General features: G+C 39.5%; 17 protein-coding genes. 10 read left to right on the top strand and 7 right to left on the bottom strand.

Annotated features, from left to right (window positions below; all coding sequences use genetic code 11):
* The first annotated feature begins 71 nt into the window (after positions 1-71).
* The 4 genes from HUW48_RS09835 (at position 72) to HUW48_RS09820 (ending at position 4,323) form a co-directional block, all read left to right on the top strand.
* Positions 72-233 carry a hypothetical protein gene (locus tag HUW48_RS09835; protein ID WP_182415502.1) on the top strand — a complete coding sequence of 54 codons (162 nt, stop codon included), beginning with the start codon at positions 72-74 and terminating at the stop codon, positions 231-233.
* A gap of 801 nt (positions 234-1,034) precedes the next feature.
* A complete protein-coding gene (locus HUW48_RS09830) occupies positions 1,035-1,592 on the top strand; it encodes a hypothetical protein (protein ID WP_182415501.1) in 558 nt (185 codons plus the stop codon).
* A gap of 179 nt (positions 1,593-1,771) precedes the next feature.
* Complete coding sequence (locus tag HUW48_RS09825) at positions 1,772-3,733, top strand: AAA domain-containing protein (protein WP_182415500.1); 1,962 nt, start codon at positions 1,772-1,774, stop codon at positions 3,731-3,733.
* A gap of 77 nt (positions 3,734-3,810) precedes the next feature.
* Positions 3,811-4,323 (top strand): FKBP-type peptidyl-prolyl cis-trans isomerase, encoded by a 513-nt coding sequence (locus HUW48_RS09820; protein WP_182415499.1) that lies wholly within the window; start codon positions 3,811-3,813, stop codon positions 4,321-4,323.
* 393 nt (positions 4,324-4,716) lie between these two features.
* Here HUW48_RS09820 and HUW48_RS09815 read toward each other — a convergent pair whose 3' ends face one another.
* Positions 4,717-5,298, bottom strand: a complete 582-nt coding sequence (locus HUW48_RS09815) for an acyl carrier protein phosphodiesterase (RefSeq protein ID WP_182415498.1) — start codon at positions 5,296-5,298, stop codon at positions 4,717-4,719.
* A gap of 175 nt (positions 5,299-5,473) precedes the next feature.
* Here HUW48_RS09815 and HUW48_RS09810 point away from each other — a divergent pair, with 175 nt between their 5' ends.
* The 3 genes from HUW48_RS09810 to HUW48_RS09800 all read left to right on the top strand — a co-directional run bounded on the left by HUW48_RS09810 (position 5,474) and on the right by HUW48_RS09800 (position 7,941).
* Positions 5,474-5,968, top strand: a complete 495-nt coding sequence (locus HUW48_RS09810) for a pyridoxamine 5'-phosphate oxidase family protein (RefSeq protein ID WP_182415497.1) — start codon at positions 5,474-5,476, stop codon at positions 5,966-5,968.
* A 74-nt stretch (positions 5,969-6,042) separates the two neighbouring features.
* Positions 6,043-6,774 carry a spheroidene monooxygenase gene (locus tag HUW48_RS09805; protein ID WP_182415496.1) on the top strand — a complete coding sequence of 244 codons (732 nt, stop codon included), beginning with the start codon at positions 6,043-6,045 and terminating at the stop codon, positions 6,772-6,774.
* 75 nt (positions 6,775-6,849) lie between these two features.
* Complete coding sequence (locus HUW48_RS09800; RefSeq protein ID WP_182415495.1) at positions 6,850-7,941, top strand: alpha/beta hydrolase; 1,092 nt, start codon at positions 6,850-6,852, stop codon at positions 7,939-7,941.
* Positions 7,942-8,027: 86 nt separating this feature from the next.
* On the opposite strand, the gene HUW48_RS09795 is transcribed toward HUW48_RS09800, so the two are convergent.
* Complete coding sequence (locus HUW48_RS09795) at positions 8,028-9,704, bottom strand: alginate lyase family protein (RefSeq protein ID WP_182415494.1); 1,677 nt, start codon at positions 9,702-9,704, stop codon at positions 8,028-8,030.
* A gap of 401 nt (positions 9,705-10,105) precedes the next feature.
* Here HUW48_RS09795 and HUW48_RS09790 point away from each other — a divergent pair, with 401 nt between their 5' ends.
* Positions 10,106-13,051, top strand: a complete 2,946-nt coding sequence (locus HUW48_RS09790; RefSeq protein ID WP_182415493.1) for a leucine--tRNA ligase — start codon at positions 10,106-10,108, stop codon at positions 13,049-13,051.
* Positions 13,052-13,112: 61 nt separating this feature from the next.
* Here HUW48_RS09790 and HUW48_RS09785 read toward each other — a convergent pair whose 3' ends face one another.
* Positions 13,113-14,810 carry a PAS domain-containing hybrid sensor histidine kinase/response regulator gene (locus HUW48_RS09785; RefSeq protein ID WP_182415492.1) on the bottom strand — a complete coding sequence of 566 codons (1,698 nt, stop codon included), beginning with the start codon at positions 14,808-14,810 and terminating at the stop codon, positions 13,113-13,115.
* 23 nt (positions 14,811-14,833) lie between these two features.
* Positions 14,834-17,278: a bifunctional aminotransferase class I/II-fold pyridoxal phosphate-dependent enzyme/GNAT family N-acetyltransferase gene (locus tag HUW48_RS09780; RefSeq protein ID WP_182415491.1), complete on the bottom strand. Its 2,445-nt coding sequence runs from the start codon at positions 17,276-17,278 to the stop codon at positions 14,834-14,836.
* 88 nt (positions 17,279-17,366) lie between these two features.
* On the opposite strand from HUW48_RS09780, the gene HUW48_RS09775 reads away from it, so the two are divergent.
* Positions 17,367-17,774, top strand: a complete 408-nt coding sequence (locus HUW48_RS09775) for a DUF7793 family protein (RefSeq protein WP_182415490.1) — start codon at positions 17,367-17,369, stop codon at positions 17,772-17,774.
* A gap of 248 nt (positions 17,775-18,022) precedes the next feature.
* On the opposite strand, the gene HUW48_RS09770 is transcribed toward HUW48_RS09775, so the two are convergent.
* From HUW48_RS09770 to ispG, 3 genes are all read right to left on the bottom strand, one after another.
* Complete coding sequence (locus HUW48_RS09770) at positions 18,023-18,403, bottom strand: MmcQ/YjbR family DNA-binding protein (RefSeq protein WP_182415489.1); 381 nt, start codon at positions 18,401-18,403, stop codon at positions 18,023-18,025.
* The gene (locus HUW48_RS09765) at positions 18,403-18,567 is read right to left on the bottom strand and encodes a DUF6728 family protein (protein WP_182415488.1); all 165 of its coding nucleotides are present in this window, start codon (positions 18,565-18,567) and stop codon (positions 18,403-18,405) included. The genes HUW48_RS09770 and HUW48_RS09765 overlap by 1 nt, the downstream gene beginning before the upstream one ends.
* Before the next feature lie 169 nt (positions 18,568-18,736).
* Positions 18,737-20,716 (bottom strand): (E)-4-hydroxy-3-methylbut-2-enyl-diphosphate synthase, encoded by a 1,980-nt coding sequence (ispG, locus tag HUW48_RS09760; RefSeq protein ID WP_182415487.1) that lies wholly within the window; start codon positions 20,714-20,716, stop codon positions 18,737-18,739.
* Between the two features lie 217 nt (positions 20,717-20,933).
* Here ispG and HUW48_RS09755 point away from each other — a divergent pair, with 217 nt between their 5' ends.
* Positions 20,934-21,392, top strand: a complete 459-nt coding sequence (locus HUW48_RS09755) for a hypothetical protein (protein ID WP_182415486.1) — start codon at positions 20,934-20,936, stop codon at positions 21,390-21,392.
* Positions 21,393-21,474 lie beyond the last annotated feature (82 nt).

Here is a 21,474-nt window from a genome sequence, read left to right as displayed (position 1 = left end):
CTTTTTCTTTGGAGCCTTTCCAAGGCTCGATGCTTAAGTGCTAACTAGTTTGCTAGCTTCAAGTTTGCCTCATGGCCGGCGGGCCTCGTTTGGCTCTCTCGGGCGGTTTAGCGAACCTTGGCTCACTCCGTTGCGCCATGCTGCTTTGCAGCACCGGAACGCTAAAAGGCCCTCCACAGCCAAACTGGTGTCAGTTGCCAGTAGCCACTGTTCTTGTAACTTTAAACAATTAGAGCATTTACTAATTGAGTGCCTGCACTAAATTAGTAAAATAAATCTATCCTTCTGGAGGAAACTAGTTAACTACGTAGCCAACTATTCTCTTCCTAAATTACGGGTACGATAGAAGGATTCAATTGAAGAAGCAAATCAATCCGATGGCAAACTCATATGAAACGGTAAGCTTTAAAAAAGCTAATTTTACTAAAATACTATAGTTAATATTCTGGTAAAAAAGGTAGCTACTCGCAACAATACCAGTTTGGCTATGGAGCACCTGCTAGATTTCCGGTGCGTAGCATGCCGACGGCAGGAGGAAAGATAGCGAGTGCGAAAGAGCCGAACGAAGCCCGCCAGCCACGAGGCAAACTGGTTACCGTTCCCCGCATCAGCACCATTAAATGAAGGCTTTTCAAGCCTTCACGTAAATAGCTATTATTAAGGAGTAACTAATTCCTTTTACAAATTCTATAAAATCATCTTTAAAAGAAAGCTGTATTGCCTTTTAGAAGTTTATCCATTATAGGGTAATTTCTGTAACAATAAGTCCGCTGAAAGCCCATACAAGGTTGTGAGGACACCACTTTAGGCGAATTTTTTACTTATTTTAAAAGTATTAAACAACTTTAAGGTGAATGACTACAATTTACTAAAAGCAAGTAAACTGAATATTGTTACGTTACAAACCAAGAACCATTTATAATGAGCGTTCAACGCGAATTAGAACTTGAAAGAAAAAGCTCCTTTGAGCGAAGATGTTAGAATTTGTCTATCTTTCCATCTGAATAAATTGCTTTTAATGCCTTACTTTTAAAATGAAAATAATCTTCTTTGCAATCCTGTTCTCGTTAATTACCTGGCAATCCTACGCATTTGTACAAGACGATAGCTTGCGTGTTTTATTAACGCAACGCGAAAAATTAGTAAAAGACTACCAGTTTTATAATGCGCAGAACAGCAACTTTTGGGGCAAAAAATCGAAAAAAGATTTACTCCGGATTATTGATACCTTGAAAGGTATTATCCGGAACGACAGCAAAATTATAAACACTATTAAAACCAGCACTTTACGGAAAGCGGCTACTTTAACGGTAGAACAAAACAAAGTTGCCGAACAGGTAAAAGACGATAAAGTAGCCATTACCAACACTATTTACACGCTTAAAACCCAGATTGCCAACCTGGATAATTTACAAAAATCGCGACAACGGAAAATAAACGAATTAACCGAAGAAGTAAATCAGGAACGTGCCAAACGCAGCGACCGCGACAAAATTATTGCCCTGACAGCTATGCTGTTAATTGGAATGCTATTGTATATTTTTAATTTACGCCGGAAACTAAGCCTTTCTGCCGGTAAATTCCGTAAATAAGCGCACACCCAATTTTCCCTGTCTAGGTTGGTAGTATACCCATTGAGATAGTACAAACCCAGGAATTTCGAAACCTTTTTACAGTTAAATGGATTATATACTATTGCACTTAATTGATTCATTTTTAAATACTAGGCTGCTTATTTTTAATAAGTAAAAGCAGCCTGCCACCTAAATTAATGATAGATATTACAGAAGAGTTAAGGCGAACCCAAGCCTTGCTTAAATTAGAACAAGAAGAAGACTTAAATCAATATAAATTAAAGAGTACCCGCAGTCCCATTTCGGAGCGAAAAGAAAATGGCTTATGCTGGTACCCGATTGTAGTTACTAAAACCGAAATTGGTTTTGGCAGTAAGGTAGTAGTTGAACTGGAACGCACCTCCGGGAAAGACCAATTACACTTATTTCAAACCGGTAAAGCAGCTCAGATTTTCTCCAATGCTTCGGGTAGCCAGGGCCACGATGGGCAGGTATTAACCGGGGTTATTACCAGTTTAAAACGCAACAAACTCACATTAGCTACTACCAAAGAAGACTTACCCGACTGGATTGACGAAGGCAAATTAGGTATTGACCTGACCTTCGACGAGATGAGTTACCGGGAAATGGAAATTGCCTTGCGGAAGGTGATAGAGGCAGATAAAAGTCGTTTAGCCCAACTAAGAGATATTTTACTGGGTAATGAGCCGGCTCGGTTTAAAGAACATTTTACGTTTCAGTCTATTCCGGAATTAAACGAATCGCAGAACCAGGCAGTAAAAAATATTCACCAGGCCCAGGATGTAGCTATTATTCATGGTCCTCCAGGTACGGGCAAAACCACTACCCTGGTACAAGCCATAATGCACACCTTGCAAAACGAGCGCCGCTTACTGGTATGCGCCCCCAGCAATACGGCCGTGGATTTACTCACCGAGAAACTTGCCGCCCAAGGGATTAACGTTATCCGGATTGGTAATCCTTCGCGCGTGTCGGATTTGCTTTTGGAACATACTTTGGATGCCCAAATTATGGCGCACCGGGACTACAAAGATATTAAGGTGCTGCGCAAAAATGCCGAAGAATACAAATCGATGGCCTTTCAGTTTAAACGCAAATTTGGCTGGGAAGAACGCGAACAACGTCGTTTAATGAAAGAAGAAAGCCGGAGAATGCTGGCCGAAGCCGAAAATATGGAACGGTATATTATTGATGATTTACTCGATCGGGTGCAGGTTATTACTTGTACTTTGGTGGGTTCGGCAAACCGGGTAATCCGCCATTTAACCTACGATACCGTTTTTATCGACGAAGCCGCTCAAGCCCTGGAGCCTGCCTGCTGGATTCCGATTACGCGGGCCAACCGGGTAATTTTAGCCGGCGATCATTGCCAGTTACCTCCTACGGTAAAATCCATTGAAGCCGATAAAAAAGGCCTAAGTACAACTTTGTTCGAAAAATGCATTGAGCGACAGCCCCAGGTAGCGGTAATGCTCAAAACGCAATATCGCATGCACGAGCACATTATGAATTTTTCGAACCAGCAATTTTACGGGGGCGAATTATTAGCGCACGAAAGCGTAGCTGCGGCAGATTTACCAGCCTTTCACGAGATTTTTGCCGGTAACCTGGCCGTTGAATTTGTAGATACAGCCGGTTGTGGGTACAACGAAAGAGCCTTTTCCGAAAGCTCCAGCGTAGCTAACCCCGAAGAAGCAGATTTACTATTACAGCATATTCAGAATTTACTAAAAGATTATAGCCCGGAGCAAAAACAGGAAATTCCGTTAAAGATTGGCATTATTTCGCCGTACCGGGCTCAGATTAATTACCTGAAAGACGAAATTGAACACAATCCCCAATTAAGCGATTTACAGAATCGTCGGATGTTAAGTGTGGGCACCGTAGATTCTTTTCAGGGCCAGGAACGCGATATTATTTACATTAGTATGGTTCGTAGTAACAGCGTGGGCGAAATTGGTTTTTTAGCCGACATCCGGCGCATGAACGTTGCTATGACCAGAGCCCGCAAAAAGTTAGTAATTATTGGCGATAGTGCTACGCTTACCCGGCATCCGTTTTACAACGAATTTTTAACTTACACCGAGAGTATTGGGGCATATAAAAGTGCCTGGGAACTGACCAATATTCTAGAATAACCGTATACCGGAAATAATTACCGGGAACGTAGATAATATATCCTTAACTTTGCCAACTTAAAAAACTATTAGACTTTATGAAAATTAGCAATAATACCGTGGTAACGCTGACTTATGATCTGAGTGTATTAGATGAAAACGGCGAAAAAAGCCACGTAGAAACAGCGGGTTCCGAAAACCCAATGGTTTTTCTTTACGGCGTGAGCGGTTTACCAGACAAATTTGAAGAACACCTGGATGGTTTACAGGAAGGCGATACTTTTTCTTTTTCTTTAGAATCTGGAGAAGGCTACGGCGATTACGACGAAAATGCTTTAGTAAGTATACCAAAGAATGTTTTTGAGGTAGAAGGCTCTATTCCGGATGGAATGCTGGAACCCGGCAACTTTATTCCTATGGCCGACAGCGAAGGTAACCAGATGCAGGGTCAGGTTGTAGAAGTGGGAGACAATGAAGTTCAGATGGATTTTAACCATCCTTTGGCTGGTCGTACTATGCATTTTGATGGGAAAGTAGTAAGTGTACGCGAAGCTACAAAAGAAGAACTATCCCATGGACACGTTCACGGCGAACACGGTCACCATCATTAATTTAGACTTAAGTTTAAATGTAAAAGCGGGAGAACATCCCGCTTTTTTTATGCTCGTAATTTCCTTCTTGCTGTAATATCTACTACAAGCAAACAGGGCTAAGGTCAATTACTTAAAACTTAGTAGTAGGTAAAAAATTAGTTAAAGTAGATAAATCTTTTTTCGATTCATTTAGCAGGAAACAAGTTTACTACGCACCTAAATAGTTTCCTGCTGAGTGAATCAAATACCTCAACTTATTTTTACTTTTTGCTTGAGTTTAATTTAGGTAATCAATCTATTTTACCTTGTTCTTTTCAGTTGAATGATACCAATAGAATAGTACTTAGATTTAGTAAAATTCAAACCCCATATAATCCTTCTAGCCGAAAAGAACAATCCCTCAAAACAAAATTAAGTAGCCACAACCTGTTTAACATAATTCTGCAACTCAGGAAAAAATTGCTCAAAATCTTGCTTATAAATTTGATAATTTTCTTCTAACGTTTGGGTGGCCGTAGACATATTGGAAGCAAATGTACTTCGGCGGCTTAAACCATTTAAAGAATCTTGAATGCCCGCAATTTGAGCGTAGCGGTGCAACCAGTTTTGTTTGACCATGTACGGCAAAAAATAGTGAACCCTTTCGGGTAATATATGGGAGTAACTTTCTACTGTTTGGTAGACGTACAACGAAAAATCGAGCAAGGAAATGGAAGCGTACTTCTCAAAATTTGCTGCCAGAAAGTGGTCGTAAAACATGTCGGTGGTAACACCAGCAAATTTCCCTTGCTCAGGCCGGAGCCGCTCTTTGGTCTGATGCACAATAGGATGCGAATCGGTATACGTGTCAATTAACCGGTGCAGTTCAATTCCCCGGCGAATACCCGCGGGGTATCCATCTTTTTGCCGGCCTTTTACCGAATCGGCAATAAAGTTACCTACTAATAGTTCTTCGTCGGAACCAGATAAAAAAGTATGCGCTAAAAAATTCAATATGCTTTTATTTATCTTCTCCAATCAAAACCAATTACCTGGTTTTTGGTTAAATCTACATAAATAAATTTATCCCGTATAAAAGAATTAGTACGTGTACGCTTGATTAGTCCGGAAATAACTTTTAAAAAAGTCATTCGTACTGGAATTAACGAAAAATTAAACGATAAAAACTATGGAAAATACGCCTAGCCAAGATCTGGAAAAGCTAATAGATTTAATTAAAGATATTAAAACGGCCATGTTTACTACCGCCGAAGTGGATGGTACTTTGCGCAGCCGCCCTATGCGGACGCAACAGGTAAAACCTGATGGTATACTTTGGTTTTTTACCGGAGAAGATTCGGCTAAAACGCACGAAATACAGCAAGACCGGCACGTAAACGTAAGTTATATGGATGATGCCAGCAATACGTACGTATCTGTTTCAGGCAGAGCCCGCACCGTTAAAGATAAAGCCAAAATAGATGAACTTTGGAAGGAACCGTTAAAAGCCTGGTTCCCCGAAGGCAAAGACGATCCTAATATTGCTTTAATTAAAGTTACAATTGACCAGGCTGAATATTGGGATGCGCCTTCGAGCACGTTGGTGCATTTGTATGGTATGGCGAAAGCAGCTATTACCGGCGAACCCGCTCATCCCGGCGATAACAAAAAAATTAATTTATAATAATTTAGTAAAATGGCACAGAAAGGAGCTGCATAGCTCCTTTTTTCATTTGGTATTTCTTAAATTCTTCATTCTTGCCTCAGTCCAACGTACCACCTACTTATACTACTCTTACTTTATTCGGCTTAAAGCCGAACCGAATCCGTTGGGGGCTGGCACAAATGGGAACCTCTCCTCCCCTGCTTAAATCAGTTCCAGGTTTAAGTTTTTTTAAATTATTAGGCAGCGGTAAAGGCCAGGTATTTTCTCTAAAACCTGATTTTAAGCGTTATGGTTTATTTGCTACCTGGCAATCCGAAGATGCCGCAAACGATTTTTTTACTAAATCGGAGATAATGCAACTTTATCAGGATAATAGCCAGGAAATATGGACGATTAAACTTTTACCTTATAAAGCACACGGGCTTTGGGATGGGAAAAACCCTTTACCTAACCTTGCTGTTGAACCTGCTCCCTTGCAATCAGTTGCCGTTTTAACCCGGGCTGCCATTAACTGGCGATCTTTGCCTGCTTTCTGGAAAAACGGTACGCTTACCAGCCAGGCTTTGGAAAGTGCTCCGGGTGTAATGGCAGCAATTGGTTTAGGCGAACTTCCCTTTGTACGGCAAGCTACTTTTAGTATCTGGAGCAGCCAGGCCCACATGCAAAATTACGCTTATCAAAACCAAGCCCACCGGAAAGTAGTGCACCGTACCCGCTCCGAAAAATGGTACAAGGAAGAATTATTTGCCCGTTTTCAAGTCCTCTCTGCCGAAGGTACCTGGAATGGAATTAATCCGCTGGTTACCGGATTAGCTGGTATTTAAAGGTTTGTACCTGTTGTTTATCTACCACTAATTATAGTTATTTAAGAAATTTTAACTTTTCAGCCTGCTTAAACCATGAGAAAATTAACAAGTACTCGTTGTTTTATTTTTGGTTCTGTAATTTGCTTTTTCTTTTTTCTTTCTTCACCGGTCATAAGCCAAAATACCCCAACTCTGGCTAAGCAAGGCACCGTAGAACGCATTAAAGTACACGGAAAAGGTTTGGAAGGTAATTTATCCGGCGACTCTCCCGACCGGGAAGTTTCTATTTATCTGCCGCCCAGTTATAAAACCAATCCTAAGCAACGGTACCCGGTTGTTTACTTATTGCATGGTTTCACCGACAATGATGCGCAATGGTACGGTTTTCAAACGCACTGGATAAACTTGCCCAATGTGGTAAACAAAGCATTAGCTGCTGGTCAGTTAAAAGAAATGATTTTGGTTACGCCCAATGCCTATACTCGTTTTCAGGGCAGTTTTTATTCGAATTCTGTTACTACCGGCAATTGGGAAGATTTTGTAGCCAAAGAACTTGTGGCCTATATTGATAGCCATTATCGCACTATACCGCAGGTGGCCAGCCGAGGCATAGCCGGACATTCCATGGGTGGCTACGGAGCTTTTCGGATTGGGCAGAAATATCCGGAAATTTTTTCGAGCGTGTATTTATTAAGTCCGTGTTGCCTTAGTCCTTCTGAAAACGAATTAAAAAATCTGGAAAATTTAACCCGATTAGAGAATATACAAACGCAGGAAGAAGTAAATAAAGCCGATTTTTTAACGCGAGCTACTTTTGCTACGGGTGCTGCTTGGGCTCCAAATCCCAAAAAACCACCTTTTTACCTGGATCTACCCACTGCTAAAGGCCAGGTTCAACCTTTAATCCTAGCCAAGAGAATGGCGAACATGCCCATCGCGAACCTGGATCAAAATATAAATAATGTAAAAAAGTTGAACGCCATAGGTTTTGATGCCGGTACAAAAGACACGAATATAGCCGCCAGCATCCAGGTTTTAGATCAGCAACTAAATAACTACGGCATTAAACATTCTTTTGAAATTTACGAAGGCGACCACATAAATCGGATTGCCGAACGGATTGAAACAAAAATGCTGGGCTTCTTTTCGCAAAATCTATCTTTTGAAAGTAAAAAGGTTAAATAAATTTACTTAAAAGCGCCTCTTATAAGCTTATTTTACCCACTTAGTATAAAACTAAGTGGGTAAAATAAGCTTATAAGGGTATTCATTTAGAAAGTGTAGCCTAGCTTGTGCACTAATATTTGCCAATCTAAACCTTGCCGGTAAGAGGTTTCGGAATAACCCGAATTTGCACCTAACAGCTTATCCAGTTGGGCCAAATATCCTTGAATACTTTTTTGTAATTCCTCGTCTTTGGGCCAGGCGCCACTTGCCCGGCGCATGGATTGCCGGAAAATACGGTAAATGGTGGGGTTCAATATATCTTCGTGTTCGGTGCACGGCCATTCTTTGGGATTAGCAGCAAAGTATAATATGGCTTCAATGGCTTTTTTAATTGAAACGCCTTCCGGAGTAACGTAATTCCATAAATCAATACCGGCATTTTCGGCCAAGCTCCCTAAGCGCAATAAAAAATCCAGGTTTTTCTGACAATAAGTCGCGGGTTTAGTCCGCCTTAACTCCTCGGGCATGGCGCCTGCGGGTACCGCAATTTCTTTAACAGCACCCATTTTATCTTTTACCTCAATTTTGCCCGCCTGGGGTAAAATTTGATTGGATAATAGACCTTTGGAGGTTTCCGTGTCTTTAATAATTTTGTTAATTTCATCTACCACCCAAGCATCTTCGCCGATAAATTGAGCATAAGTTAATACCTGAAGTTCGTACGCACTCCGGATATTATTATGGGCATTTTTTATACCCAACATCATCTCGTAATGGTAAAAATCTTCGGTACCTTCCTTGGGAGCTTCTTTATAATTGGTAGTCATCCATCCCCATAAGCTTCGGAACCAATCTTTTAAACCGGCATCCACATCAGAGGCAGCCGTTAATGCCTTCGAGCCTTGTAGCAATTGGTAGCCGTCTAATAATATCGTTAGTACTTCGGCATCTACAAACCCGGTGGCCCGCCCAAACCCTCCGTTCATACCCTGAATAATCTGAGAGTATTTAAAATGTGGATTCATTTGAGTGGTTTTATCCAGAAAAAATGCCTTTAATAAATTCAAGGCTTGTTCGGCATAAGCTTCTTTCCTTGTAAAAAAATAGCCTAAGCCTAAAAACTGAATATCCTCGCAAATATTTCGTAATAAAGTTTGATCCGGAATGGCGTTAGATTCAGGATTGGTTTTGCCGTCAATAACAACATAAGGCAAGCCTTTTTCATTGATTGGATCTGGCCACCAATAGGTTGCTAAACTTACATAATCGTTCGGCGACCCGGTTGCTAACATGGGCTTGGTTATTGTAGCGCCACTTTCATCCTGAAACCTATAGGTCTCGGGTTTAGGAGCAATACCGTAAGGAGTTTTATCTAAAATATTCCTTTTCTTAATATAGCTCTTAAGCTTATCGACAGCCGTTTTTAAAGCAATGCGGTTAGAGGACCCGGATAAAACAGCATTATACGTTTCGGCATTCGTTTGCAATGCCGCAAATGACCAGGTAAATGTACCGCGAAGGTTATTAAATGTGCCTAAATGAAAATCTGCATCCGTATCAGATTGATCAGTAGTATCATCGGTTGTTCCTGCTTCCGGTTCAAATTCAAAGTTAAGGTACTGGTCCTCCGAATAGGGTTGATCAATTTCTAGTTCAGACTCATCCACGCTAACAGCTTGGGCATTATCCGAAAGAGTTCTGGCTCCGGATAATGTAGCAGTTGGTAATGCCGAAGGTTCAACAAGTTGCTGATTATAATTTCCAATAGTATTATTTTCCATTTTACTGCGTAAAAATTACTTCATGCTCTAATTTAAACAGGTACGGGTTGCAAGTAACGATAGGGATAGGTAGTTTTTGAATACCTTTTAGGTAATAAATAACTTTGTTTCACCTGATAATTGAACTTATCAGGAATTGAAGTAGCCGGAATTCTGGTTATTTTTTTACTAAATATAAGTTTATTTTTAAACGCTACGATTAAAATATTTATTTAAAAATTTACAATTCTCTGCCTGGAATTTCCTTAGTTTTTAAACTCGCAACTAAATTGGGTTCTATTTATAATAACTGCAAGGTTTTTAGCGAAATGATGACATACTTAGTAAAAAAAAGTATTTTTGCTTTTATCTCGTTTATAGAGCGGATGAGATTGGCGAATTTATAGAAAGAAAGTACCGAAATGTCAGACTACAACTTTAACCAGATTGAGAAAAAGTGGCAACAATATTGGAATCAACACCAAACTTTTCGGGTAAGTATTGACCCAAACCGGCCAAAATACTACGTTTTAGATATGTTCCCGTATCCGTCCGGTGCCGGATTACACGTTGGTCACCCGCTGGGTTATATTGCCTCTGACATAGTAGCTCGTTACAAGCGAATTAAAGGATTTAATGTTTTGCACCCCATGGGCTTCGATGCCTTCGGCTTACCCGCCGAGCAGTACGCGATTCAAACAGGTCAGCATCCAGCCATTACCACCGAACAAAATATTACCCGCTATAAAGAGCAGTTAGCGAATCTGGGATTTTCTTTTGACTGGAACCGCGAAGTTCGAACCTCCGACCCTAGTTATTATAAATGGACGCAGTGGATTTTTTTAAAGTTATTTGATTCGTGGTATAACCAGGAAACGAACAAAGCCGAACCTATTGCTACTCTCCTACACAAATTTAAAAATTCAGGCAATGCCACAGTTAAAGCAGCCTGTAACGAAGAAGAAATTCCAGATTTTACCGCAAGTCAATGGCAGCAATACAGTGAAAAACAACAGCAGGAAATATTATTAAATTATCGCTTGGCTTTTTTGTCGGATGCTACCGTTAACTGGTGCCCGGCTTTAGGTACCGTTTTGGCCAACGACGAAGTAAAAGACGGCGTATCGGAACGAGGTGGCTATCCGGTAATTCGCCAGAAAATGAAGCAATGGAGTTTGCGCATTTCAGCCTACGCCGAACGATTACTAAACGACCTCGACCACATAGATTGGACCGATCCAATTAAAGAAATGCAACGCAACTGGATTGGTAAATCTATTGGCGCGGAGCTTAATTTTAAAATTAAAAATTCAGACCAACAGCTTAAAGTATTTACTACTCGTCCGGATACCATTTATGGTGTTTCTTTTTTAGTGATAGCACCGGAACACGAATGGGTACCCGAACTAACAACTCCTGACCAGAAAAAGGCCGTTGAAGAATACGTAAATACGGCCAAAAACCGTTCGGAACGCGACCGCATGAGCGATGTAAAACATATTAGCGGTGTTTTTACCGGTTCTTATGTTATAAACCCCATTAATGGCGAGGAAGTACCCTTATGGATTGCCGATTACGTACTAGCCGGCTATGGCACCGGTGTGGTTATGGCGGTACCAGCCAGCGATAGCCGCGATTTTAATTTTGCCAAACACTTTAATTTACCTATTATTCCGGTAATAGAAGGCTCTACCCCCGACGAAGTTTACGAAGCTAAAGAAGGAATACTAATGAACTCGGGCTTTCTGAATGGTTTAGCGGTAAAAGAAGCTATAAAAGCGGCCGTAGCTAAATTTGAAGAATTAGGAGTTGGTAAAGGTAAGGTGCAGTACCGGATTCACGATGCGGTGTTTGGCCGCCAACGTTACTGGGGTGAACCTATTCCTATTTACTATAAAGACGACATTGCCTACCCGTTACCCGAAAGTGAGTTACCGTTAATTTTACCAGAGATTGATGCCTTTTTGCCCACCGAAACCGGCGAACCACCTTTAGGCAGAGCCAAAGATTGGAATTACCAAGGTCAATATCATTATGAGTTAACTACAATGCCGGGTTGGGCGGGCTCAAGTTGGTATTATTTGCGGTACATGTCGCCGGAAAATAAGGCACAGTTTGTTACTCCGGAAGCCGAAGATTACTGGGGTAGCGTTGATTTATATATTGGCGGCTCGGAACATGCCACGGGCCACTTATTATACTCGCGTTTCTGGTATAAATTTTTAAAAGACCTGGGATTAGTTTCGCAGGAAGAGCCATTTAAAAAGCTCATCAACCAAGGCATGATTCAGGGTCGATCAAATATCGTTTATAAACAATTATTTGGTTTATTTAGTAATAATTTCACTGGTGAAGAAGAAGATGAAGGTTTTCCTAGTTATCACTTCCCAAGTGTTTTTGTTTCAAAGCACTGGTATAATGTTTTGAAGGAGAATGATGGCAAACAAGAGTATGAAAGTTTATTAAGCCCGATATTAGATAGAATTAAAATCGACTTAAAAGAAAAGTATCCAACTAAAAATATAGAACCGTATTTGCAGGTAATATCACCGCAGTATGTTGATGTTAATATTGTAGAGAACGACATACTTGATTTAGAAGCTTTTAAAGCCTGGCGGTCAGATTTAAGTGATGCTGAATTTATCCTGGAAGATGGAAAATACATTTGCGGTTGGGAAATCGAAAAAATGTCGAAGTCAAAGTACAACGTAGTCAATCCGGACGATTTAGTGCATAAAGTTGGGGCGGATACTTTGCGGATGTACGAAATGTTCTTGGGTCCATTAGAGCAATTTAAACCCTGGAACACCAACGGCATCGACGGCGTACATAAATTTTTAAAACGCTACTGGAAGTTATTTTTTGATGCAAACGGAGTTTTTTACGTTTCCGACGAAGACCCTACGCCAGCCGAGCTGAAAACTTTGCACAAGACCATAAAAAAGGTAGAAGAAGATATTGAACGGTTTTCGTTTAATACTTCGGTAAGTACGTTTATGATTTGCGTTAACGAACTTACTGCCTTAAAATGTAATAAGCGCGCCATTTTAGAACCGCTTACTATTGCTTTATCGCCGTACGCCCCGCATATTTCCGAAGAGCTTTGGCATTTGCTGGGCCATGTAGATAGTATTTCGTATGCCCGTTTTCCGCAATGGCAAGAACAGTTCTTAACGGAAAACTCATTTGAATACCCAATTTCAGTAAACGGCAAAATGCGCGGTAAGCTTACTTTCCCGACAAACATGCCAAAAGAACTTATTGAGCAGGAAGTAGTGAGTTCGGGGTTAATTGATAAATACTTAGAAGGTAAAACTCCTAAAAAAGTAATTGTAGTACCTAATAAAATTGTAAACGTAGTAGTATAAAATGTAAAAGCCCGGTAAGTACTAAAACTTACCGGGCTTTTAAATAGGATTTTATTTTAAATTATACCGGAAAACTATATTTAACAATTCTCTTATATAATTCATCCGGGTTAAAAGGCTTACTTAAGTAATCATTCATACCCACTTGAAAAGCTCTATCCTGAATATCTAACATAGCCGAAGCCGTTAAAGCAATAATGGGTAGCGTCTGGTACTTCTCCCCTTCTAAACGTCGAATGGCTAAAGTGGTATCATAACCATCTTGTTCCGGCATTTGCAAGTCCATCAAAACTAAGTTATAATCGTTGCTTTTCACAAGATCCAAAGCAATCAACCCATTTTCGGCAATATCAAAATCTATTTCCCACTGGTTCAGGAATTGCTTCACCAGAAAAATATTAATCTGGTTATCTTCGGCAATTAACAACCGGATTCCTTTTAAACTTTTTGGGGCAGAAACTATAGGATCTTTAGAGTCAGAAGAAAATTGCTGGGTACTATTTTCGAAAGTTAAGCTAAAGTAAAAAGTAGACCCCTTACCCACCTGGCTTTCTACCTGAATATTACTGCCTTGTAGTTTTAGTAAGTGTTTGATAATAGTAAGTCCTAAACCAGAACCTCCAAATTCGCGGGTAGTATCAGATTTTGCCTGAGTAAAACTCTCAAAAATAAGCTCCAGTTTATCTGCCGGAATACCAATACCTGAATCGGTTACCCGGAAATCAACAGTAGTGTGAGTTTTTGTTTGATCTTTTATAGCTGCCGAAACAATAATGCGTCCGGTTTTAGTAAATTTTACGGCATTGCTGATAAGGTTAGTTAAAATCTGACTCAATCGTACGGGGTCGCCCACCAAAGTAGTAGGTAAATCCTGATCTAATAATAATTTTAACTGTAAACCTTTTTCAATGGCTAATTGATGAAGCGGATCACTGATTCTGGTAATTAATTTTTTAGGATCAAAATCAATTTTTTCAAACTCAATTTTTCCGGCTTCTATCTTACTAAAATCCAGAATATCATTAATCAAGGTTAATAAATTATCCGCCGAAAATTTAAGTACTTTTAAATACTCCTGTTGATCTGGCCGGGGATCGTGATTCAATAATAAACTGGTAAAACCAATAACGGCATTCATTGGGGTCCGGATTTCGTGACTCATTGTAGATAAAAAGTTGCTTTTGGCTTCGTTCGCTGCCTCCGCTTTATTTTTTGCCTCAATCAGTTCTCTTTCGGTTTGTTTAAGTTTGGAAATATCTTTTGCAATAATCAGAATACCATCTACTTCTTTGGCATTATTCTTTAAAAATGAAAAAGAGCAGGAAGCAGGAATTTTAGAATCCTGCTTGGTAGTAAATAATAACTCCTCATTTAAGGCTTTACCTTCGTACCTAAACTTTTCCAGCAAGGCAGGCAATAAAGAATTATCACTCTGCTGCACCACCATTGAAAAAGGAATTCCCTGCAGCTCTGCTTCTGTATAACCAAGTAATTCTTCTACTGCTTCGTTTGCATTCCGAATAGTAAAATCCGTGTTAAGAATCAAGAGCATATCTACCACCCCTTGATAAATGCTCTGCATAAAATCGCGGGAGACGGTAGAGTTTTTCAACTCTTGTCCCAGCATACTTACCCCGGCAATTAAGGCATCTAATTCGTCGCCGGTTTCGGAAGCTTCCATAGTGTAATCGAAATTACCGTTAGCTACTTCCGCAATCAGGGTAGTTATTTCTTCAATTCTATCGTTCAGAACTTTCACGTACTTGATTTTAAACTTTGAATCTAGTCTTTTTCTACAGCAATGGTGGCTTCTATTAACTCCATGGCATAGTTGTCTTTGGCTTGGAAGTAACCTACTTTAGGGTAAAGGGTAGCTCCTACTCGTTTCTTTTCAATAGATGCCGAAATACCAAAGTTCACTTTTTTGCAGCCTAAAGCATTTGCTCTTCTTATTACCTGATATAAGGTTTGCCGATAAACGCCGTATTCCATTAAGTAATCATAATCCATACCAATTAACATTGGGCTGTATATTTCAGCAATATTTTTATGGCAAAAACAAACAGAAACGGGTTTACTATTGCTGGAATATTCTTCTTTCAGGTACAATACTACAAACTCCCATGCCGGATCTTCGTTCATTTCGTAAAACAACTTATCCGGGCTAAGGAAGGTATTTAAGTCAACATTGTTATCTTTTACGTTTTTAAACAAGCCAATTGCATATTCTAGTTCCTCAGCGGGTAATTGGTTTTTAACTTTTACTTCGAAAAAGTGCTCATTTCTCTTAATTTTTTGCGAAAAATGCCGTCTGCTTTTCGGAGAGATGCTTTCAACGTAACCATCCACCGAACTCCAGTCTAAATTCTCCAGTACACATGATTCCGGCATATCTATTTTCACAAAGCCTTGTTCTACCATAAATTCATCCATTACGGTATCACCAGCAGCAAAATCTCTTAAAACCAAATTACTCGCATTTACTTTATCCTGCTCTTTATAAACTTCTTCCAGTATACCTTTAAATGCTTTCTTCCAGTAAGGGCTTTCTCTATCTATGTAAAGATGGTCGCCTTCGGTGAACAAGCTACCCATAAAAATACCTGTCGAGGTCAGATAATACGGATTCAGTTCTCTTTCTTTCTCAATAACTCTGGATACAGAACCTTGGGAGAACATGTCTTCTTTGTGCAAGCCAACTACAAAAAACGTCATTAAAACTATTTTGCCTTGGCTGTCTTCTACTACATAGTATTTAAAGTCCCAGTTGTTTTCTTGTTCTTCATTATTCCGGAAAGATTTTTCTAAAAACATTAATCCATGCCAATCAAACATGCCTCTGTTGCCTAAATATTGGTTCCATAGAGTAGTATCAATTTTTTCAACGGTAGAGTAGCGTTTAACAGTAAGAAGATTTGAGGTTACCGGCTTGGCAATAGCAGCAGTTGAAATTTGGGCCGAGGGAGCCATTTTAAAAGCTTTCCGGATTTTTTCGTCTGTTTGATTCGTTTCAATCAAGGCACTTTCGAAATGAAGCTTCAATTTATCAACCAGTACTTCTATTTGCTCTATTGAATTGTTAAGCGAAATAGTAATTCTAATTCCAATATTTTTGGCAGGAACCGCCGGGAATGTAGCTAAATTTACGTAAACCCCATCATTTAATAATTCCTGAACCAAATAATTACCCATGTCCATGGTTCCGGTTCCAATAAAGAATATTGGGCTGTTATTTTCGTGAACCAAGGGTAAATTAGTTTGCTTCAGTAAGCTATTAAAATAAGCTATTTTCTGTTGCAGTTCTTCCTGGTACTCGTATATCTCATCACTTAAGTGGATGCGGGCTGAGGCAATAGCAGCTCCAAGAGTAGCGGGCTCTATCTGCACGGAGAAAGTAAGCGGCCCGCCAAAATTATTTACTTTATTATACCATTCTTCATTCGGGAATAACGACAAACCTCCGCAGGCTCCAAATCCTTTACCTAAGTTGGCGGTAAGAATCATTTTACGGTATAAACCTTCGGGCATTTGGCTCATTACATAACCCGTACCGTGTTTTCCGGCCCAGCTCATGCCATGCGCATCATCTACATATAAATATAATTGTTCGTATTTCTCGGCTAATGCAATTAATTCTTTAACAGGAGCATAATCTCCGTACATAGAGTAAACACCATCGGCCATGTACCAGATCTTATCATATTTATTGCGTTGCTTTTTAATACGATCTTCGAGCATTTCCAGATTATTATGCCGGATCATTTCTACCGCTACTCCTTGCGTAAGCAATTTTTTTACGGCTTCCTGCACACTGGCGTGTACCTGGTGGTCCAGAATTACTAAATCGGTAGAACGGATAATGCTGGGAATAGTAGTTAAGTGAGAAAGCGTACAGTTTTTAGAAATTACCACCGGAACATTGTACATTTCCTTAACTAAGCTTTCCAGTTCACTGTATAAAGGGTTAGATATATAAGTCCGGGACATTGGGAACTGAGTTCCGAAGCGCTCAATGGCATCAATAGCACCTGCTTTAAGTTTAGGATGATGCTCTAATCCTAAGTAGCCACACGTACCAAAATGTAAAACTTGATGGTTGTTTAAAGTTAAATATTGTCCATTTAAAGAATGGTCTTGCGCATGCAGGTGAATGATTCCTTTCTTCTTGGACACCGACAAAACAGAATCTACCGTATCAATAATGTTATTATGTCTAATTTTTGCCATTTTAATTTTTAAATTTGTAGGGTTGATTTTTCTTAGTTTTTCTCTTTAAATTGGACAACACTAATATTGCACTTTATATTCAAAATAAATGTCACAATTCCAAGAAGGTAGTAGAACCCGAACCCAAGAAACAAAATATGTCTTAATGTATATCCAAGACGGGATCTTTCAGTGCTTCTTTAAAGCAATGGATGTTATGGATATTAACGTGGCTAAGGTTACCGTAGAAAACCGGCTGGAGTTTTTTGCAAAAGAATCTTACCCTTGTTTGTTTGATATTACGCAGGTGAAAGAAACTACTAAGGAAGCCCGCGATTTTATGGCGAATGAAGGCAATGATTTAGTTTTAGCCAGTGCAATGGTGGTAAATTCCCCCATGCTGAAGATGATGGCTAACTTTTATATTATGGTAAATAAACCTAAAAACCCTACCCGCTTGTTTACGGACCGCGAAAGCGCTTTAGAATGGCTGAAACAATTTAAGAGCAATATTTAAGAAGATATTGTACTTAAGAAAGGTTAAACTAAATTAAAAAGCTTAAATCAAAAAATAGTTATTTATTCTTTTTTAAGAAGTATAATTTTCAGTTTTCAGAATGAAGTATGACTTATTTGATATTCCATCCAAAAAAGCAGCTATTTTCATTCCTTGCAACTAAAATTAAACCTGGTATTTAGCTGATTATAAAAAAGATAAGAGCAAAAGTAGTATATAAATTATACAAACTAATTCTGCTCTAATAATTATGAGAGAAGGCCAATAGGAGGCTCGTCCTGAATATTAATGTTTAATTTTTGAGCCCGGGTCAGTTTAGCATAAACAAGGTTGTAAGATTGATCTATCCAATCTTTTAGAACCAAGTCGGGTATGCTGCCCTTAGTACTAATAGTATTCCAATGCTTTTTATCCATGTGGTAGCCAGGCTTTACTTCCTCAAACTGCTCCCGAAGTTCAATAGCTTTTACAGGGTCACACTTTAAGTTAATGCTGGCAAATTCATTAATATCGGTAAGGGCAAAAATTTTACCTCCCACTTTAAATACCAACGTATTATCCCCGAACGGAAGTTCTTCGGTAACCCCAGCCTTAGAAAGACAATATTCCCGAAAATCTTCGATGTTCATTAGAACAAGTATTTGATGGCCATATAAATTAAACCTGCCAGAAAAATACTCATAGACAACTTATTAATAAAGTGCATGGTACGCAGGTTGAAATTAGTTTTACGGTTAGGGTCTTTTTTGCGAAAAAAATAAGTAGCTACTTCCGAAAAATTAAATAATCCCATTTTCTATAATTACATTTAAGGTATAAGTGTATAGTATTTAGTAACAATTCAGAAGCAAAAAGAATTTAATATAGCTGGCTTTAGTAAGTAATTAGCGCATCCAATTATTGATTATCCTCTATTACCAATTTTTAATCAATTAACCGATTAAAAGCTTTTATTTTAGTAATTAAGCAATATTCAGTTCTGCTTCTACGGGTTCCACCCAACGGTTATCTTCTTTAATTAAATTAATTAGTTCATTTACCGCTGCTTCTTCGGGTACCGATTTTTTTATTACGGCTTGCCCCCGGTATAAGGCTATTTTGCCTTTACCTACTCCTACGTAACCATAATCAGCATCGGCCATTTCGCCGGGGCCGTTTACAATACAACCCATAATTCCAATTTTTACGCCTTTTAAATGGTCGGTACGTTTCCGGATCATGGCGGTAGTTTCTTGCAAGTCAAATAAAGTACGGCCGCAGCTTGGGCACGAAATATATTCCGTTTTACTCATGCGGGTACGGGCTGCTTGCAAAATACCAAAAGATAAGCGGTTGAGTTGGTCAATTTCATTCAACCACGTTGTCTTTTCTCTATCCCCTAAACTTTCGGTACTTAATAAAATGCCATCGCCTAAACCATCAATTAATAAACCGCCAACATCCGTAGAAGCATATAACTGGGTTTGTTCTGCCGCCATCTCCGGATAACTTCTTTTAATAATTACCGGATTTTGCACCCCATTATTCATTAACCGGAAAAAGTTCTTGCGCAATTCGGCCATTGCATGGGCATTATCAGTTGCAGCGATTAATATCACCGAGGTATCCATTTTTAATCTTCCAACCATTGCATCGGTTAGATCCTCGATGTGAACGCTTAAAAAATTTACTTCAGGATGTTTCTCGGTTGGATTTAAATATTCGGAAGGAGTAAGTAATGGATAACGGTCATTCCGGTTTTCAGAAGTTAACCAAGCCGAATAATCTACTATTTCTTTTAAGCCGTTGGGCAGCATAAAAGTAATTGGCTGCTGACCTGTGTAAATATAATCCGCCCCCAAGTCGTTCATGTTGAACTTATCCAACAACATAGAATAAAGATGGCCAACACATTTTAAATCGGCGTACTGAATAGTAGTTAAACGGCTTAAATCGGCAAATACTCTGGGAACATTCTGCCCTCCTATATTATTTACTTCTACCGTTTCGCGCCGGAAATACTGAAAAGGATTAAGGGGTACGTTACAAATGGGTTTGATATACTTATGTCCGGCCCGTTGCGCATACCGATCAATGAGCATCCGGGCAACAGGAGCTTCGTATTCCGGTGCCTCAGTTAAAGAAACACGCACCGTATCTCCAATCCCATCTTCCAGTAAAGTACCAATCCCTACTGCTGATTTAATTCGTCCGTCTTCTCCTTCGCCGGCTTCGGTTACACCTAAATGAAAAGGATAAGGTTGTAAACCTTCTTCCTCTAATTTTTGGGCTAATAATCGGTACGCCTGCACCATTACCTGGGTGTTGCTGGCCTTCATGGAAAGTACAATATCGTAATAGTTCAAATCTTCGCAGATGCGCAAAAACTCCAACGCACTTTCTACCATTCCGAGTGGCGTATCGCCGTAACGGCTTAAAATACGATCGGATAAAGAACCATGGTTGGTTCCAATGCGCATAGCCGTGCCGTATTCTTTACAGATTTTAACTAATGGTACAAATCGTTCCCGGATGCGCTCCAGCTCAGCCTGATAAGTGCTATCGGTATAATCTATTACTTCAAACTTCTTTTTATCGGCGTAATTACCGGGGTTAATTCGTACCTTTTCAACAATACGCGCAGCCAGTTCCGCGGCATTCGGTGTAAAATGAATATCGGCAATTAATGGAACCTGGTACCCCCGGCGGCGGAGTTCCGCTTTTATATTTCGTAAATTTTCGGCTTCTTTTACACTTGGAGCGGTAATACGCACGTATTCGCAACCTGCATCAACCATCCGGATGGTTTGCTCCACTGAGCCTAAGGTGTCCATGGTATCCACGGTGGTCATGGATTGCACCCGAATAGGGTTATTTCCTCCTAGTGCTAAATCACCAATATAAACTTCGCGCGTTTGTCGGCGCAGGTATTCAGTAAGGCTGGGGCAATACGTTTTATTCATGATAACGATTGTTGTTATTTCTACAACAAACTAGCCGGTAGGTTAGTGTCCGGCACGGTAAAATTACTATGCAATGATTAAACCACCATCAACATTAGATTGTTTTACTTATAAATAAATACCGAATTTTATTATTATTCGTTGTAAAAATGGTAAATTAAAGATCTTAACAGAATTTTAAACATTAATTTTTATAAGAAATTTTAATTAGCATAGTATGTCACCTTTAAATATACAGAACAGTTGGCAAGGCAAGGTCTTTAAACAGGCAGCGGCCTTTGGCATTAAAGGTCAGCAAATTTTAGATGTTATTTCGTTAACCAGAAACGCGATTAAGGAAGAACTACATACAGAAGTAAGAAACGGCCAATATAAAACAGTTTTACAGTTTTTACTCAATCAATCGGTGCAGCACGGTAAAAATGTTTTATTTGATAAAATTATTCAGCGAGTAGCCGGTCGTTTAATTCTTCGATTGGGTTTACCTGGTGGCTTAGCCGTAACCATTGCGAGTTTAATTGTGCCGATTTTAGTAAAAGGACTTGCAAAGAAAGCAATGAAGAATGTAAACGTACAAAATTTATTGGCTCGCTTGGATGCCCGGGATCAACTGCCCGATTTAACTGCTTTAAAAAGTATTTTCCGGCGGAACAACCCTGGGGCAGCGGCGGCTTAAACGTTTGCTTTAAATTGTATACAATAAAAAAGGCGCCATTTGGAGCGCCTTTTTTATTGTATACGTTCTTATTTATATAAGA

The organism is Adhaeribacter radiodurans, assembly GCF_014075995.1.
GTDB lineage: Bacteria > Bacteroidota > Bacteroidia > Cytophagales > Hymenobacteraceae > Adhaeribacter > Adhaeribacter radiodurans.
Note: the sequence above shows the minus strand (reverse complement) of the source record. Positions and strands in the feature narration are given on the sequence as shown.

Excerpts from the sequence above, each read along its gene's own strand:
- HUW48_RS09835 (WP_182415502.1), top strand. The coding sequence starts at position 72 with ATGGCCGGCGGGCCTCGTTTGGCTCTCTCGGGCGGTTTAGCGAACCTT.
- HUW48_RS09830 (WP_182415501.1), top strand. The coding sequence starts at position 1,035 with ATGAAAATAATCTTCTTTGCAATCCTGTTCTCGTTAATTACCTGGCAA.
- HUW48_RS09825 (WP_182415500.1), top strand. The coding sequence starts at position 1,772 with ATGATAGATATTACAGAAGAGTTAAGGCGAACCCAAGCCTTGCTTAAA.
- HUW48_RS09820 (WP_182415499.1), top strand. The coding sequence starts at position 3,811 with ATGAAAATTAGCAATAATACCGTGGTAACGCTGACTTATGATCTGAGT.
- HUW48_RS09810 (WP_182415497.1), top strand. The coding sequence starts at position 5,474 with ATGGAAAATACGCCTAGCCAAGATCTGGAAAAGCTAATAGATTTAATT.
- HUW48_RS09800 (WP_182415495.1), top strand. The coding sequence starts at position 6,850 with ATGAGAAAATTAACAAGTACTCGTTGTTTTATTTTTGGTTCTGTAATT.
- HUW48_RS09795 (WP_182415494.1), bottom strand. The coding sequence starts at position 9,704 with ATGGAAAATAATACTATTGGAAATTATAATCAGCAACTTGTTGAACCT.
- HUW48_RS09790 (WP_182415493.1), top strand. The coding sequence starts at position 10,106 with ATGTCAGACTACAACTTTAACCAGATTGAGAAAAAGTGGCAACAATAT.
- HUW48_RS09780 (WP_182415491.1), bottom strand. The coding sequence starts at position 17,278 with ATGGCAAAAATTAGACATAATAACATTATTGATACGGTAGATTCTGTT.
- HUW48_RS09775 (WP_182415490.1), top strand. The coding sequence starts at position 17,367 with ATGTCACAATTCCAAGAAGGTAGTAGAACCCGAACCCAAGAAACAAAA.
- HUW48_RS09770 (WP_182415489.1), bottom strand. The coding sequence starts at position 18,403 with ATGAACATCGAAGATTTTCGGGAATATTGTCTTTCTAAGGCTGGGGTT.
- HUW48_RS09765 (WP_182415488.1), bottom strand. The coding sequence starts at position 18,567 with ATGGGATTATTTAATTTTTCGGAAGTAGCTACTTATTTTTTTCGCAAA.
- ispG (WP_182415487.1), bottom strand. The coding sequence starts at position 20,716 with ATGAATAAAACGTATTGCCCCAGCCTTACTGAATACCTGCGCCGACAA.
- HUW48_RS09755 (WP_182415486.1), top strand. The coding sequence starts at position 20,934 with ATGTCACCTTTAAATATACAGAACAGTTGGCAAGGCAAGGTCTTTAAA.